We start from the raw sequence: 15,671 nt of genomic DNA, 5'->3' as shown, positions 1-15,671 counted from the left end.
GGGCCGCCGGGACCTCCCCGCACCCTCGGTGCGAACGGCATGGCGGACGGGGACGCGGACCTCGCCGAAGAGAAATGCACCGCCAGATTACGAGAGGCGGACGGCGATAAGAAGGGATCCGGGGAAAAGGACGGGGAAGCAGCAAATCGGAAGAAGCAGAGCCCGTTCGAGGCCGGACCGGTGAACTCCCAGTGTCCGCCAGGAAACCGCTGGAACCGCATTCCAGAAGATGTCCCGGGGAGCGGGAGGATGCGAGGATCCGTGGTGAGAACAGTCGTGACGGATGCGGCCGGAGCGCCGGAGGATATTTCCTGCGCTGCGGCCCCGAACAGTGGAACGGCGTCGCCTCCCGTGAATTCCCCGTGGAATTCGGGAGTCCGTCGAGCCGGGACGCCGAGGGGCAACCAACCCACCGGGAAAGGGAAAACTCCAGGTGGGAAAGGGTGGTCCGGTCGCGTTCCAGGCCGTGGGACACGGCTGGAACGCGATTTCCTCCACAGAGAGGAAAAATTTTTGTGGCTTGGTCGGAAATACGGTGCCTCTGGGGGTGACGTGGGCGTCCGCAGTCTTTACGAAGTGCTCGCCGCCGCGCGTGCCGGTGGGAATATCGCAGTGATGGTCGATGTCAAGTTCCGGTCTCCCCGCGACGGTGAGCTCATACCGGAAAGCCGTTTGGAATCCTATGTCCGCGCACTTGTCGACGGCGGCGTCGACGCCTTGTCCACCCCGACCGACCCGGTGTACTTCGACGGAAGCGTCGAGAAGGCGCGCAGAATTCGGCGGGCCGCCGGAGTCCCGCTGATGCGCAAGGAGTTCTTCCGGACGATCGAGCAGATCGACGAGTCGCACGAGGCCGGATTCGACGCGGTGCAGCTCTCCCTGAGCACCGTCCCCGACATCGGGCTTTTCCGCCGGATGAAGGCCAGGGCCGAGAGGCTCGGCATGGAGGTGGTCGTCGGAGTCCACAGCGCCGCCCAGTTGGAGACCGCGGTCGACCTGGGCGCGGTCGCGGTGGGCATCAACAACCGGGACATCACGGTCCTGGAGATGGACGACGGCACGGTGAGTCTCAGCGAGTCCCTGATGGCCGGGCTCCCCGACGGGATGTACGCCATCTCGGAGAGCTCCTTCAGGACCGGGGCGGACGTGGCCAGGGCCGCGGAGGCCGGAGCCGACGCGGTGCTCGTGGGCACCGCCGTGGCGAAGAGCGACGATCCGGCCGCCACGGTGCGGACACTGCGGAACGGGGCGGAGGCGTGGGGGCGGTAGACCGGATCGGCGACCGCCTGCGGCGGGCCGACGCGCGACGGGAACGGATGCTGGTCGTGTACCTGACCCTGGGCGACCCGCTGCCGGGCTCGCCCGTGGAGGCGGCCGTGGCCGCCGTGGAGGCGGGGGCGGACATGGTGGAACTGGGCCTTCCCACGCCGAGCACGCGGCCCCGCGGGGCGCTGGTCAGGGAGTCCTTCGAACGGGCCGCCGGGCTCGGCGAGGAACGGGTGTGGGGGCTTCTCGGCGAGATCCGCGAGGCGCTGCCGCGGACCCCGATCCTTCCGCTGGTCTACCCCCGGACGGTGGACGACCTGGGCTGGGACCGGCTTGTGCGGTGCTCCCGCGAGGCCGGAGTCGACGGGCTGGTGCTCGCCGGCCCCCGGGGGCCGGAGGAGGTGGAGAGGGTCGCGGCCGCGGACCTGAGCGCGGTCCCCCTCATCGGCCCCTCCGCCGCCGACGCCGGACGGCTGGAGGCGGCCGCCGGCCACATGACGTACCGCGGCCTCGCGGCCCGTACCGGAGAGCGGCTGGACCTGGCGGAGGCGCGACGCGCCGTGGCGGCACTGGCCGCCACCGCGGGGAAACCGTTCCTGGCCGGTTTCGGAATCCGCGACGAGCACGAGATCCGCGCGCTGGCGCCCCACGCGGCGGGACTGGTCGTCGGCAGCCGGCTCCTCGAACTCCTCGGAGCCGCGGAGCCGAGGGACCGCCTGGACACACTGCGCGCGAACGTCCGGCGCTGGAAGGACGCCACCCGGCTTCGCGAGCGGAAGAGGGAGGACGGATGCGGGTCGACATAATCGGCGGCGGACCGGCCGGGCTGCTCCTCGCCGGGCTGCTCCGCAGGGACGGCACGGCCGACGACGTCCGGGTGTTCGAACGCCACGGGCGGGACGCGGACCGGGGATGGGGGCTGGTCTTCCCCGAGGGCGCGCTGAGGGCCCTGGAACAGGTGGACGGCGCGGCCTGCGCCGCGGTCAAGGCGGCGGGCGTGGCCTGGAGCCTGGTGGACATCAGGCGCCGCTCGTCCCGGATGCTGGTCAACGGGAACGGCTTCCACGGAGTGCCCAGGGCGGCCCTGCTCGCCATCCTGGGCGAGGCCGCGGAGAAGCGGGGAGCCCGGCTCCACTTCGGCCACCGGGTCAACGGACTGGAGGAACACGGGGAGGCCGACCTCGTGGTGGGAGCCGACGGCGTCAACTCCGTCGTCCGCCGGGAACTGGAGGAGTTCTTCGAACCCAGGACGCGGCGGTCGAGCTCCAAGTACGCCTGGTACGGGGTCGACCGGGTCTTCCCCTACTTCACCTACATCTTCCGGGAGACGCGGTGGGGGCTGTTCCAGGCCTACTGCTACCCCTCCGGGCAGCCGTGGAGCTCGATGATCGTCCACGTCTCGGAGGAGACCTGGCACAGGGCCGGGCTCTCCGGGATGGACGAGGAGGCCTCGGCCCACCTCTGCGAGCAGGTCTTCGCCGAGGACCTGCGGGGCGGGACGGTGCTGTCCGGCGGGGCGCCCTGGAGCAGTTTCCCCTACCTGCGGTGCGCCAGATGGCACCACCGCAACGTGGTCCTGGTGGGGGACGCCGCCCACACCGCGCACTGGTCGATCGGGTCGGGGACCAGACTGGCGATCGAGGACGCCGTCGCGCTGGCCGGGGCGCTGGCCGAGCGGCCGGGCGACGTCCGGGGAGCCCTGGAGCGCTTCGCCGGGGCCCGCCGCGGCAGGGTCGAGAGATTCCAGGCGGCCTCCCGCCTCTCCGAGCGCTACTTCCAGAACCTGGAACGGTACCGCGACTTCGCGCCGATGCAGTTCGCCTACCAGTTGATGGTGCGCTCCTGGCGGATCACCCACGAGGAGGTCGCCGAGCGGGATCCGGGGTTCGTCGCCGAGTTCGACAGGTGGTTCCACGCCCGCGCCACGGGGCGGACCGCGGACGCCGCCCCGCCCCCGGCGCTCACCCCGAAACGGATCGGGGCCCTGACGACGCGCAACCGCCTGGTGACCGAGGAGGGGGGAGACGGCGGTCTCGCGGTGACCGGGCCGGTCCCGGAGACGGGCGCGCACGGGAGCGGGGAGGCCGGGCCCCCGGCGCTTCCCCGGCCCAGGCGCGAGGACGTGCCGACCCTCGTCCGCCTGCCGCGCTCGGTAGGCCCCGAGGAGTGCCGGATGTGGGCGCGCGAGGCCCACGGCCAGGGCTACGCCTCGGTGGTCCTCGACCTGTCGGGGGAGTCGCTCCGGCGACTGCGGAAGCGGCCCCCGGAGCGGCTCCTCGCCGCACTCCGGGAGGAGACACCGCACGGACACCTGATCGCGGCTGCAGTCGGCGTCGACCGGGCGGGCGAAGTGGAGACCGCGGCCGAGGACGCCGTCGCGCTCGCCAGGACCCTCCGGGACTGGGGCGTCGACGTCCTGTTCCTGGAACCCGGGCAGGGGAGCGCGGACGTGTCCGAGACGGCCGTGCGCGTCGCCCAGATCTGCGACGCGGTCCGCAACGAGACGGGGATGACCGTCGTCGCCGACGGCGCGGCCAGGACTCTCAACGAAGCGAACACCGTTGTGGCGGCGGGCTGGGCCGACCTGTGCGTCCTCCGCCCCCAGTCCGCCACGGACGTAGAGGAGGCGTAGTGGCGTCACACGAGCGAACCGGGTCGGACCGGGCCGAGTACTGGAACCCGACGACCGAGACCATGCCGAGGCAGGACCTGGCCGAGTGGCAGTGGCGCAAGCTGAGGCGGGCGCTGGAGCACGCCAGGAGGAACTCGAAGTTCTGGAGCGAGCGGCTCCCCGAGGACGTCGAATCGCTCCAGGACTACTTCGACCGGGTCCCCCTGCTCCACAAGTCGGACCTGGTCGCCGCCCAACAGGTGGCGCCTCCCTACGGCACGCTCCCCTCCACCGACCCCGCCCTGGGGATGTGCTTCTACCAGACCAGCGGCACCAGCGGGAACCCCCCGATACGGATCTTCGACACCGCGCGCGACCGGGCGTGGACCGTGGACATGTGGTGCACCGCCCTGTACGGGGCGGGGGTGCGCCCGCACCACCGGGGAATGGTCGCCTTCGGCTACGGCCTGTTCATGGGCTTCTGGGGGATGCACTACGCCATGGAGCGACTCGGGTGCACGGTCGTCCCCGCGGGCTCGATGGACTCCAGGGCCCGGATCCGACTCATCGTCGACCAGGGGATCGAGGTCCTGGGGTGCACGCCGACCTACGCGATGAGGCTCATCGAGACGGCGCGCGAGATGGGCGTCGACCTCGCCGAGGAGGCGAACGTCAAGATCGTGGTGACCGGGGCGGAACCCAGGCCCGAGACGACCACGCGCGCGATCTCGACCGCGTTCGGCGCGCGCGTGTACAACTTCGCGGGCATGACGGAACTCGGCACCGTCTTCATGTTCGAGTGCCCGGAGAAGGCCGACGGGTGCCACATCATCGAGACGGGGGTCATCGAGGAGGTGCTCCACCCGGAGACGAGGCAGCCGGTGGAGTACGGCGAGCAGGGCGTCCGGGTGATGACCGGCCTCGGCCGCGAGGGGATCCAGACGTTCCGCTACTGGACCGACGACCTCGTGGTGAAGCGGCCGTGGCAGGAATGCGGCTGCGGCCGGACGTGGGACTGGTACGACGGCGGCATCCTCGGCCGCCGCGACGACATGCGCAAGGTCCGGGGGATCTCGCTCACCCCCATGATGGTCGAGGACGTCGTGCGCGGCTTCGGCGAGGTGAGCGAGTTCCAGACGGCCATCCGCACGGTCCGGGGACTCGACACGGTGGTCATCCGGGTGGAGCCCAGGGCGGACGCCGCGGCGGACGCCGCCGACCTGTGCGCCCGAATCAGCGCGGCGATGAAGTACGAGACGGGCATACGTCCCGAGGTGGAGGCGGTCGCTCCGGGCGATCTGCCCAGGTTCGAGGTGAAGGCGGCGAGGTTCCATGACGAACGGACGAGCTGAACTGTCGGCGGAGGAGAAGCGTCGACTGCGCGAGTGCTACGACGTGCTGCAGGAGTTCGCCGGGACCGGCCCGGTCCCCTCCGTCCGCGCGGCGGCCAGGGTCGCCGTCGCGGAACTGCACGCGGTGCTCGACGGGCAGGCGATGGACTTCGACTTCTACTCGCACCGATGGCTGGAGGACGGGACGGGCGACGACGGGTCGGCGGGAACCGGCCCCGGCCGTCCACAGGAGGACGGGGTGGCCGGATGAGCGTCCTCGAGTCGATCGTCGCCGGTGTCCGCGAGGACGTGGCGGCCCGCGAGGCCGCGCTCCCCCTGGAGGCCGTCAGGCGCGGGGCCGCAGAGGCCGCCCCGCCCCGGGACGCGGCGGCCGTCCTGCGCGCGCCGGGCGTCGGCGTCATCGCGGAGGTGAAGCGCCGCAGCCCGTCCAGAGGGGAGATGGCCGAGATCGGGGAACCGGCCGACCTCGCCGCCGCCTACACGGCCGGGGGCGCGTGCGCGATCAGCGTGCTCACCGAACAGCGGCGGTTCGGCGGGTCGCTCGCCGACCTGGCCGCGGTACGGGCCGCGGTGGAGGCGCCGCTGCTGCGCAAGGACTTCATCGTCGGCTCCTACCAGATCCACGAGGCGCGGATGCACGGGGCCGACCTCGTACTGCTCATCGTCGCGGCACTGGACCAGGGAACGCTCGCGGCGCTGGTGGACGAGGTGACGTCCCTGGGGATGACGCCCCTGGTCGAGGTGCACACCGAGGCGGAGGCCGAGCGCGCCCTGGAGGCCGGGGCCGAAGTCGTCGGCATCAACGCCCGCGACCTGCGCACCCTCGAGGTGGACCGGGACGTGTTCGGCCGGATCGCTCCGCTGCTTCCCCCCGGGACCGTCAAGGTCGCGGAATCGGGGGTGCGCGGCCCCGAGGACCTCCTCGCCTACGCGCGGGCGGGCGCCGACGCCGTGCTCGTCGGCGAGGGGCTGGTCACCAGCGCCGACCCGCGCAGGGCGGTGGCGGAGCTGGTCGAGGCGGGAAGCGGCCGGGCGCTCCGCGCCGACTAGGGCGGGGTGGCGGATGCTTCCGGGTCCCGGCCGCCCCGGAAGCATCCGCCGAACGCACACGGCCGCCGGGAACGGGGGAGCGGGCGTCCCAGACCCCGCCCCCGTCCCCGCGACCGGGCGGCGGACGAGACGACCGAGGAGCAGCGCTTGACCGAGACGAACGAGAAGCAGGGACCGCGCACGGGGGAGGCGCCCCCGGCGGACCTCACCGTGCGCTACGGACCGCACCCCGACCAGGTGGCCGACGTCAGGTTCCCGCGGTCCGCCGCGGCGGGGGAACCGGCGCCGCTGGTGCTGCTGTGGCACGGCGGGTTCTGGAGGGCCAGACACGACCGGGGCTACCTGGAACCCGTGGTCGCCGACCTCGTCGGCCGTGGGTTCGCCGTGGCCAACGTCGAGTACCGCAGGGTCGGCGGAGGCGGCGGATGGCCGGCCACGCTCGTCGACGCGGCCGCCGCGGCGGAGGGGGTTCCCCGGCTCGTCGAGCGGGAGGCGCCCGGCCTGGTCGACCGCGACAGGACCGTCTACGTCGGGCACTCGGCGGGCGGGCACCTCGCGGTGTGGGTGACACTGCGCGACCGGCTTGCCGAGGGCGGCCCGGGACGGGGAACCGCTCCGCGTGTGCTCGGGGTGGTGGCGCTCGCCCCCGTTCTCGATCTCGCCGGAGCCCACCGGCTGGGGCTGGGGGAGCGGGCGGTGCAGGAACTGATGGGCGGGGGACCGGACGATGTCGCGGACCGCTACGAGCACGCCGACCCGTCCCTCCTCGGCGCTCCCGGGACGCCGGTGGTGCTGGTCCACGGGGACCGGGACGTCCGGGTGCCGGTGGAGGAGTCGCGCAGGTACGCGGCGGCGCACGCGGCCAGGCTGGTGGAGGTGCCGGGAGCGGACCACTTCGCCGTGGTCACCCCCGGGTCGTCGGCGTGGCCGCCGGTCGTCGACGCCCTGCGGACGCTGACCGGGGCGATCCCGCCCCGGTGAGGTAGACCGGGCGGGGCGCGACCGGACCCGCCGAAGGCGGACACCCGGCGGGAGAGGGAGCGGCGTGGCGTGCGGCGCCCCACCACCGGACCCGGAGGCGGGCGGTGGTGGGGCGCCGCGACGGTGGAGTCCTCGTCCCGGCAGCCGCCGACCTCGGACGGAACCGGCCCGGGGCGTGCGCGTCCCGGGACGCCTCCGGGGCCGGGCGTGCTCCCACACCCGGCCCCGGAGGCGGCGGAGGCCCGCGGCGGGGTCAGTCCGAGACGACCCCCGCGGGAGCGTCCGGCGCGGTGACCACCTGGCGCAGCAGGCGGCGGAAGTCCTCGATCATGCCGTCCACCGTGCTCTCGTCGAACTCCTCGCCGTCGAACTTCAGGTTCCCGAACATCTCCCCGGACGGGTCGATGTCCAGGGTCCACAGCGCGCCGTCCGGGATGTCGGAGCTGACGGGCTGCGAGAGCAGGCGCCTGCGCACCTCGGAGTACTCGAGGTCGCCGATCGACCTGCCGTCCAGGACGAACGGGTTCTGGAACACCTGGAAGGCGCACAGCGCCCGGGCGGGATCGGAGGCGGCCTGCATGAGCTGGGGAGACTCCTCCAGGATCTGGGCGAAGGGGATGTCGTGCCGCTGTGCGCCCAGACAGGTGGCCCGGGTGCGCTCGACCACCTCGCGCGCGGTCGCGCAGTCGGAGAGGTCCGTTCTCAGCGGCAGGAAGTTGAAGAACGACCCGACCGTCTCCTCGAACCGGGCGTGGCCGCGACCGGAGGTGATCGTCGGAACGACGACGTCGGTCTCCCCCGTCCTGCGGTGCAGCAGCAGGTTGTAGGCGGAGAGCAGGACCATGAAGGGGGAGCAGCGCATCGAGGCGGAGAACCGCAGGGTCGCGGAGGTCAGGTCCGCGTCGATCAGGAAGCGGCGTGTCGAGGTCGTCCGCCCCACCCGGTCCGTCTTCGGCCGGTCGGTGGGAACGGCGAGCAGCCGCGCCTCCCGGAGCTTGTCCCGCCAGTAGTCGCGCGCCTCCCGCGTCCGGTCGGCGGTCGGGTCCGTCCGCTGCCAGAGCGTGTACTCCCGGTACTGGCGGGCCTCCGGAAGCTCGGGGGCCTCGTGTCCCGAGCGGGCGGCGTAGAGGGAGGCGAGGTCGCGCATGATCAGCCGCAGGGACCACCCGTCGCAGGCGGTGTGGTGGGCGAGGAGGGCCAGGACCGCGTCGTCGTCGTCGAGACGGCCCAGCACCGCGCGCAGCAGGGGCAGGTCGCCGACGTGGTGCTCGGTCGCCTCGACCTCGTTGAGGAACTCCTCGACCCGGCGGTCCCGCAGGCGCGGGTCGGGCACGGAGATGTCCTGGACGAGCAGCTTCGGCGGGCGCGCGGGCAGGATCCGCTGGTGCGGAACCTGCCCTCCGCGGACGATCGCCGTGCGCAGCGCCTCGTGGCGCTCCACCACGTCGCCCAACGCCCCCCGCAGGGCCGCGACGTCGATCGCGCCGCGGACGCGCCATCCGCGGACCACGTGGTACATGGGCCCGAAGGGCCCCTCGTCGGAGCCGTCGTTGAACATGCACAGGAATTCCTGGGTGGAGGACAGCGGAATCCCGGATTCGGGAGGGCTCGCTCCGTCCGATGTCACCGTCACGCTCATGGTTGGGACCTCTCCTTCGTCTCGTCGGGGATGGGCTCGAAGCGGTCAGGTCCGCGCCGCGCCGCCGCCGGGGCGCCTCCCGGAAGCGGCGCGCTCCCGGTCCGGTCGGGGGCCGTCCCGTGAGGGGCGTCCGCCGACCGTCCAAGAGGCCCGACCGGCGGGGGCACGGGCGTCAACGGGCGCCTTGGCCGCTGCGCTGCAGTTCCACGGCCTCGTACAGCGCCTTGATGTTGCCGCTGCCGAAGGTGCGCGCCCCCAGGCGCTCGATGAGCTCCAGGAAGAAGGTCCGGCGGGGGTGCGTGGACCGGGCGAAGATCTGGAAGAGTTGGCCGTCGTGGTCCTCGTCGACGAGGACGCTGAGCCGCCGCAGGTCGTCGACGGAGTGCCGGGCCACCTCCAGACGCTCCGCCAGGAGGTCGTAGTAGGTGGGTGGGGTGTCGAGGAACTCCACCCCCCGGGAGCCGATGGACTCCACGGCCTCCACGATGTCGTCAGCGGTGAAAGCGATGTGCTGGACTCCGGCGCCGCCGTGGTTCTTCAGGAACTCGTCGATCTGGCCGGGGGTCCTGGACAGGTCGGGTTCGATGAGGGTCAGGGTGACCGCGCCGGAGGCGCTCTGGACGACCTTCGAGTGCATCGCCTGGGAGCCGACGACGATGTGCTCGGTGAAGATCATCTCGAAGTCGAGGACCTCCTCGTAGAACCGCACCGTCGGGTCCAGGTCGCCCGCCTCCAGGCAGACCGCGAAGTGGTCGATCTCGGTGAGACCGGGGGACCGCCCTGAGGGCGCCGCGGCGGAGACCGGGGCCAGGGAGGGCAGCGCCCGCTCGTCGACGCCCCGGGCACGTTGGACGAAGGTGTGCGTCACGTCGCCGAACCCCGCGATCGTCGCGGTCGTGACGCCGTCCCGCTCCGTGGGCGGCGTCACCGGACGGGCGCCGCGCCGCACCGCCTCGTTGAAGCTGGCGGAGGCGTCCGCGACGAGCAGCGCTATGTCGGCCACGCCATCGCCGTGCCTGTCGAGATAGGCGGCGCCGGGGTGGTCGTCGGCCAGGGGCTCGGTGAACACCAGACGGATCCGCCCCCCGCCGATGCCCCGGGAGCGGACCCGCGGTTTCGGGTCGGAGAGGGAAGAGGTCGCGTAGACGGAGAGACCGTAGCTGTCGACGAACCGCTTCTCGGCCGCTTCGACGTCGCTGACGTAGAACTTGACGTGGTCGACGAGCATTCCTTCGAACGCCCGAGTCGTTGACGTGGTCACGTGCGCATCTCCGTTCGGTTCTCGGGGTGGGTGGCGTCGGCGGGCCGCCGGACGGGCCCGGGCTCCCCGCCGCGGACGGGACGGACTCAGGAGGGGGAGTCCGCGGCCGCCAGGCTCCGCGGGCGGATGTCGGTCCAGTGGGTCCGCACGTAGTCGAGGCAGGCGTCGCGGCCGTCCGGACCGTGGACGACGGTCCACCCGTCGGGGGAGGCCGCGAAGCCGGGCCACAGGCAGTGCTGCCCCTCCGCGTTGCACAGCACGGTGTAGGAGCCGGTCGGGTCGTCGAAGGGGTTCGTCACCTGTTGTCCTTCCTGTCTCGCCCCGGTCGCCGCGGGGCGGGCCGGGGCAGGAGCGAGCGGGTCTGCGGGGGTGGCCGGAGCTCGGGCGGGCGCTCTTCGGCGGGCCGACACGGCCGCGGACTATTCCGCCGCGGCGCCCAGGGACGAACGGTCCATGGCCTTTTCGACCTTCTCGGACAGCAGGGCCACCGTGGGGGAGTCGAACAGCGCCTCGACGGGGAGCTTGGCGCCCAGCTCCAGTTCGACGCGCAGCAGGATCCGCATGGCGAGCAGGGACTGTCCGCCCAGCTCGAAGAAGTCGTCGTCGATGCCCACCCGGCGGGAGACGCCGAGCACGTCCGCGAAGACGGCGCAGAGGGTCTCCTGCACGGGGGTGAGGGGCGCCTGGTACGTCGAGGTGCTCTCCGGTTCGGGGGACGGCAGCGCCCTGCGGTCCAGCTTCCCGTTCGGGGTCAGCGGCAGGGCGTCCAGTTCGACGAACGCCGACGGCACCATGTAGTCCGGCAGCGCCTCCGAGGCGTAGGCCCGCACAGCCGCGACGGAGCCGTCGGCCACGACGTAGGCGGCCAGCCGCTTCTCGCCGGGGGCGGACTCGTGCGCCACCACGGCGACCTGGGAGACCGCGGGGTGCCCGGCCAGAACGGCCTCCACCTCCGCCGGCTCCACCCGGAAGCCGCGGATCTTCACCTGGTGGTCGACGCGCCCGACGAAGTCGACCTGGCCGTCGGGGGTCCAGCGTGCGAGGTCCCCGGTCCGGTACATCCGTTCGCCGGCTCCGGTGAACGGGTCGGCGACGAAGCGCTCCGCCGTCAGGTCCGGGCGGCCCAGGTAGCCCCGCGCCACCCCCGTGCCGGCGACGTACAGCTCACCCGTGGCCCCGGCGGGGACCGGCCGCAGACGCTCGTCGAGGATGTAGGCGCGCATGTCCTTCATCGGGAAGCCGACCGGTACGCTCGTCCCCGCCTCGTAGGGTGCGCGCACGGTCGAGCAGGTGGCGAACAGCGTCGTCTCGGTCGACCCGTACATCGCCCGTACAACGATGTCGGGACACACCTCCAGCACCCGCTGGACCGCCGCCGGGGAGATCACGTCACCGCCCGTCATCACCTCGCGCACTCCGGCGAGACACCCCGGATCCTCCTCCGCCACGACGCGGAACAGTCCCGCGGTCAGGTGGACGCACGTGATCTCCTCCTCGCGGAGGAGGCGGCGCAGGGTGGCGACGTCGAGCTCGTCGGGCGGCGCCACGGAGATCCGGCCGCCGTGCAGCAGCGGCACCCACAGCTCGAAGGTCGACATGCCGAAGGCGTAGGGGGCCACCATCAGCACGCGCCGGTACCGTTCGTCGTCCCAGCACGGGTCCAGGGCCAGGCCCAGGGCGTCCCGGTGGGTGACGGCGACACCCTTGGGCGTCCCCGTCGACCCTGACGTGTACATCACGTAGGCGAGGTTGTCCGGAGAGACGGCGGGGGAGCGGAAGGAGTCCGGGAGCCCGGTCAGGCCGTCGTCGTCGACGGTGACGACCCGGCCGCCCCGGGGCAGGGCGCGTCCGCGCGCGGTCCTCCGGTCGGTGAGCAGGACCGGACCGCCCGCGCGGTCCATGATCCACTGCATGCGTTCCAGCGGGTGGGCGGTGTGCAGCGGCAGGTAGAACGACCCGGTCTTGAGCACGGCCAGGGTCGCGACCACCACCTCGACGGAGCGGTCCAGCAGCACCGCGACCGGGACCTCGGGCCCCGCTCCCAGGGACAGCAGCCGGTGCGCCAGCCGGTTGGCCCTCTCGTCCAGCTCCCGGTAGGTCAACCGGACGTCTCCGGAGGACACCGCGACCGCGTCCGGGGTCCGTCCGGTCTGGACGGCGAAGCGCTCGTGGAGGGAATCAGGCATCGTCAGTTACTCCAGTCCGTTCGTTCCGTTCGTCTCTCCGGAGGGGCGCGGGCGCGTCGGGGAGCCGGCCGCCCTTCCGCGCGTGGCGACCGTGCCGTGCTCGCGGGGGAGGAGGGCACGTCCCGCCGACCGCGGAGGACGACGGGCGTCCTCCGGGGACGAGAGCCGGTGCGCGGGCGCGGCGGACGCTAGGCGTCGTAGCAGTCGTGGTAGCGGACCCACTCCTGCTTGAACCGCAGCCCCTCCTCCTGCCTGCCCAGCGGGGTGATGTCGAGGTAGTTGTAGGTCGTGTTGAGCAGGTCGCTGCCGCGGTTGTGCGTCGAGTAGGAGTGGAAGATCCTGTCGCCCTCCCGCACGAAGGCGCTGACGCCGGGCGGCAGCGGGTCGGGGCCGTCCACCGCGAAGTGGAGGTCCCTGTAGAAGTCGCTTCCCTGGGAGGAGACCCACGGCACGGTCCAGCCCATGCGCTTTTTGAACCGCTCGATCCTGTCCAGCGGCACGGGGCAGTCCACGACCAGGGTGGTGTCGCGGGCGTGCAGGTGCGCGAGGTGGCCGATGTTGTCCACCCAGAACGAGCAGCTCACACAGAACTCGCCGGTCTCGGGGGGCGACATGAAGTGGTAGACGACCAGTTGGCGGCGTCCCTCGAACAGGTCGAGAAGGCTCTTCTTCCCCCCCTCGGGGGAGTCGAAGACGTAGTCCTTGTCGACCAGTACCCTCGGGAGCTCGCGGCGCTGGGCGTTCAGCGCGTCCCGCGCGCGGGTGAACTCCTTCTCCTTGGCGAGGAAATCCCTGCGCGCGGCCAGCCACTCATCGCGCGAGACGATCTTCGAAAGAGCCAAGGCGCTTCCCTCCGCCGTGTGATGCCGAATGCTTCCGGAGGTCCATGCTCGGTTCCCACGGCCTTTCCCGCATCTCTTCGATTGCTTGCCGGAATCGCCCGGAAAAGGCCCTCCGGCGGCTTCCTTCTCGAATCCTGCGGTCGCGGCCCCGTGGAGGAGGCGGCACGGGAGGCACTTTCGGAGAAGGGGCCGCGAATTCCGCTGGAGGACGGCCCGGCCGTCTGTCTTCTGGATTGCGCACATCGGGCGGCGCAATTGGGAACCCTTTCGTCGGCTCCGGGCGGCCAGTAGCATCCGTTCGGGGAATGGTTTTCCTGGAGAACCGGAACCCGAAGCGGGTCCGACGGCCCTTTCTTCTGACGACCCTCCGAGCCTTCCGCCGACCGGCGGCAGGGGCCGGGGAGCCTCCGGGACACAGAATTCCGCAGAAACCCGAAAGGGATACTGAAGTGGCGCTGCACAAAATGGCCTCGGTCACTGTCGGTGTGCCCAACCTCGCCGAGACGTCGGCCTACTACGCAGACTTCGGCCTCACCCCGACCCGCGACGGATGGTTCGCCACGGTGGACGGAGGAGAACAGTTGCGCCTGGTGCAGACCCCCAGGCGCCGTCTCATCGGGTTCACCGTGGGAGTCGACGACGAGGACGACCTGAGCCGGGTGGCGTCCCGGCTCGACCGGCTGGGAATCGGCCACCGGCGGACCGGCGGCCGGCTGGTCAGCGCGGAGCCGGTCACCGGGACGACGGTCACCCTGGAGATCCAGGAGCGGCTCCGCCAGCCCCGGCAGCCGGCGGTCCCGTACAACGGCCCCGGACGGGTCGAACGGGTCGGCAGCCGCGCGCCCGGGATCACGCGGGAGGGGCCGGTGCGCCCCCGCAAACTGGGACACGTCGTGCTCGGCAGCATCGACTTCGAGGTGTCCAGGACCTACTTCGTGGACGGCGTCGGCTTCAAGATCAGCGACCTGGTCAAGGAGGCGGGGGCCTTCATGAGATGCACCACCGACCACCACAACCTGCTCCTGCTGCGCGCCCCCGTGAACTTCCTGCACCACACCTCGTGGGAGGTCGACAGCGTCGACGAGGTGGGGCGTGGGGCGGTCAGGATGCTGGAGGACCACCCCGAGCGCCACGTCTGGGGACTGGGGCGGCACCACGTCGGGTCCAACTTCTTCTGGTACCTCAAGGACCCCGCCGGCAACTTCTCCGAGTACTACAGCGACACCGACTGCATCGTGGACGACCAGCTCTGGAAGCCCGAGGTGTTCGAGGGCGCCCTGGGACTCTACAGCTGGGGGCCTCCGCCGCCGCCGTCCTTCCTGCGGCCGGAGGACCTGGCCGAGCTGATGACCGACTCCCACGGCGCCTAGCGGCCCCGCCGAGACAGGAAGGACCGAGCCGACAATGAGCGAGCGGACCGCAACACCGACGATCGACGCGGCCGCGCCGCCCCGCTCCTGGCCGCGGCTGCTCGACCAGCTCGTCGCCCGTGTGGACCTGCGCGAGGAGGACGCCGCGTGGGCCCTGGAGGAGATCGTGTCGGGGAACGCCACACCCGCGCAGGCCGCCGCGTTCATGGTGGCGCTGCGGGCCAAGGGCGAGACGGCGACCGAGGTCTCCGGCATGGTCGAGACGATGCTCGCCCGCGTCCGCCGGGTACGGCTCGACCGGCCGGCGGTCGACGTCGTCGGCACCGGCGGGGACCGGTCCGACTCGGTGAACATCTCCACCATGGCGGCGCTCGTCGTGGCCGCCAGCGGGGCGCCGGTGGCCAAGGTGGGCAACCGCAGCTCCTCGTCGAGGGCCGGGGCGGCGGACGTGCTGGAGCGGCTCGGGGTCGCGATCGACCTCCCGCCCGAGGCCGTGGAGCGCTGCGTGGCCGAGTTGGGCATCGGCTTCTGCTTCGCCCCGGTGTTCTACCCCGAGTTCCGGCGCGTCGGCGCGACCCGCCGGGAGCTGGGGATTCCCACGACGTTCAACCTGCTGGGACCGCTCGCCAACCCGGCCCGCCCGTCGAGCGCGCTGGTCGGCTGCGCCTTCCGGGAGAAGGCACGGACACTGGCCGAGGTGCTCGCCCGCAGGGGGACGGAGGCGCTCGTCGTACGCGGTGACGACGGCCTCGACGAGGTGACCACCACGACGACCAGCACGGTGTGGGCCGTGTCCGGAGGACGGGTCAGCGAGCACACCCTGGATCCCGCGCGCCTCGGTTTTCCCCGGGGAAGCGCCGCGGACCTGCGCGGCGGGGACGCGGAGGACAACGCCGAGGCGGTCCGTCGGCTCGTCCGCGGCGAGACCGGACCCGTGCGGGACGCGGTCCTGCTCAACGCGGCGGCGGCGCTGGCCGCGTTCACCGGGCTCTCCGGGAGGCTGGAGGACGACGTCGCAGCGGGGGTGGAGCGCGCCGCCCGGGCGATCGACTCGGGCGCCGCGGCGGACCTGCTCGACCGCTGGGTGAGGTTCTCCGCCGCCCTGCGCTGACC

General features: G+C 72.3%; 14 protein-coding genes. 9 read left to right on the top strand and 5 right to left on the bottom strand.

Features of this window, described 5'->3' with window-relative positions; genetic code table 11:
* Positions 1 to 39: 39 nt before the first annotated feature.
* The 7 genes from NI17_RS24405 to NI17_RS08285 all read left to right on the top strand — a co-directional run bounded on the left by NI17_RS24405 (position 40) and on the right by NI17_RS08285 (position 7,260).
* Positions 40 to 1,269: an indole-3-glycerol-phosphate synthase gene (locus tag NI17_RS24405; protein WP_084012560.1), complete on the top strand. Its 1,230-nt coding sequence runs from the start codon at positions 40 to 42 to the stop codon at positions 1,267 to 1,269.
* Positions 1,257 to 2,072, top strand: a complete 816-nt coding sequence (locus NI17_RS08310; RefSeq protein ID WP_119267698.1) for a tryptophan synthase subunit alpha — start codon at positions 1,257 to 1,259, stop codon at positions 2,070 to 2,072. The genes NI17_RS24405 and NI17_RS08310 overlap by 13 nt, the downstream gene beginning before the upstream one ends.
* Entirely contained in the window at positions 2,057 to 3,898 is a 1,842-nt protein-coding gene (locus NI17_RS08305) for an FAD-dependent monooxygenase (protein ID WP_068690633.1), read from the top strand. The genes NI17_RS08310 and NI17_RS08305 overlap by 16 nt, the downstream gene beginning before the upstream one ends.
* Positions 3,898 to 5,229 carry a phenylacetate--CoA ligase family protein gene (locus NI17_RS08300; protein ID WP_199860009.1) on the top strand — a complete coding sequence of 444 codons (1,332 nt, stop codon included), beginning with the start codon at positions 3,898 to 3,900 and terminating at the stop codon, positions 5,227 to 5,229. The genes NI17_RS08305 and NI17_RS08300 overlap by 1 nt, the downstream gene beginning before the upstream one ends.
* Positions 5,210 to 5,479 carry a DUF6052 family protein gene (locus NI17_RS08295; protein ID WP_068690631.1) on the top strand — a complete coding sequence of 90 codons (270 nt, stop codon included), beginning with the start codon at positions 5,210 to 5,212 and terminating at the stop codon, positions 5,477 to 5,479. The genes NI17_RS08300 and NI17_RS08295 overlap by 20 nt, the downstream gene beginning before the upstream one ends.
* Positions 5,476 to 6,279 (top strand): indole-3-glycerol phosphate synthase TrpC, encoded by an 804-nt coding sequence (gene trpC, locus NI17_RS08290; protein WP_068690629.1) that lies wholly within the window; start codon positions 5,476 to 5,478, stop codon positions 6,277 to 6,279. The genes NI17_RS08295 and trpC overlap by 4 nt, the downstream gene beginning before the upstream one ends.
* Positions 6,280 to 6,426: 147 nt before the next feature.
* Positions 6,427 to 7,260, top strand: coding sequence for an alpha/beta hydrolase family protein (locus NI17_RS08285; protein WP_068690627.1), 834 nt, complete (start codon positions 6,427 to 6,429; stop codon positions 7,258 to 7,260).
* A 253-nt stretch (positions 7,261 to 7,513) separates the two neighbouring features.
* On the opposite strand, the gene NI17_RS08280 is transcribed toward NI17_RS08285, so the two are convergent.
* From NI17_RS08280 to NI17_RS08260, 5 genes are all read right to left on the bottom strand, one after another.
* The gene (locus NI17_RS08280) at positions 7,514 to 8,899 is read right to left on the bottom strand and encodes a condensation domain-containing protein (protein WP_068690625.1); all 1,386 of its coding nucleotides are present in this window, start codon (positions 8,897 to 8,899) and stop codon (positions 7,514 to 7,516) included.
* A gap of 172 nt (positions 8,900 to 9,071) precedes the next feature.
* Entirely contained in the window at positions 9,072 to 10,160 is a 1,089-nt protein-coding gene (gene hppD / locus NI17_RS08275; RefSeq protein WP_234401860.1) for a 4-hydroxyphenylpyruvate dioxygenase, read from the bottom strand.
* 86 nt (positions 10,161 to 10,246) lie between these two features.
* Positions 10,247 to 10,459: an MbtH family protein gene (locus tag NI17_RS08270; protein WP_068690621.1), complete on the bottom strand. Its 213-nt coding sequence runs from the start codon at positions 10,457 to 10,459 to the stop codon at positions 10,247 to 10,249.
* A 120-nt stretch (positions 10,460 to 10,579) separates the two neighbouring features.
* Positions 10,580 to 12,346 (bottom strand): non-ribosomal peptide synthetase, encoded by a 1,767-nt coding sequence (locus NI17_RS08265; protein ID WP_119267697.1) that lies wholly within the window; start codon positions 12,344 to 12,346, stop codon positions 10,580 to 10,582.
* 188 nt (positions 12,347 to 12,534) lie between these two features.
* Entirely contained in the window at positions 12,535 to 13,188 is a 654-nt protein-coding gene (locus NI17_RS08260) for a DUF899 domain-containing protein (RefSeq protein ID WP_068690619.1), read from the bottom strand.
* 449 nt (positions 13,189 to 13,637) lie between these two features.
* Here NI17_RS08260 and NI17_RS08255 point away from each other — a divergent pair, with 449 nt between their 5' ends.
* Positions 13,638 to 14,558, top strand: a complete 921-nt coding sequence (locus NI17_RS08255) for a VOC family protein (RefSeq protein ID WP_068690617.1) — start codon at positions 13,638 to 13,640, stop codon at positions 14,556 to 14,558.
* 34 nt (positions 14,559 to 14,592) lie between these two features.
* On the top strand, positions 14,593 to 15,669 hold the full coding sequence (gene trpD, locus NI17_RS08250) for an anthranilate phosphoribosyltransferase (protein WP_068690615.1): 1,077 nt from the start codon (positions 14,593 to 14,595) through the stop codon (positions 15,667 to 15,669).
* Positions 15,670 to 15,671 lie beyond the last annotated feature (2 nt).

This window comes from Thermobifida halotolerans (assembly GCF_003574835.2).
In the GTDB taxonomy this organism is placed as follows: domain Bacteria; phylum Actinomycetota; class Actinomycetes; order Streptosporangiales; family Streptosporangiaceae; genus Thermobifida; species Thermobifida halotolerans.
This window is presented reverse-complemented; position numbering and strand designations above follow the sequence as displayed.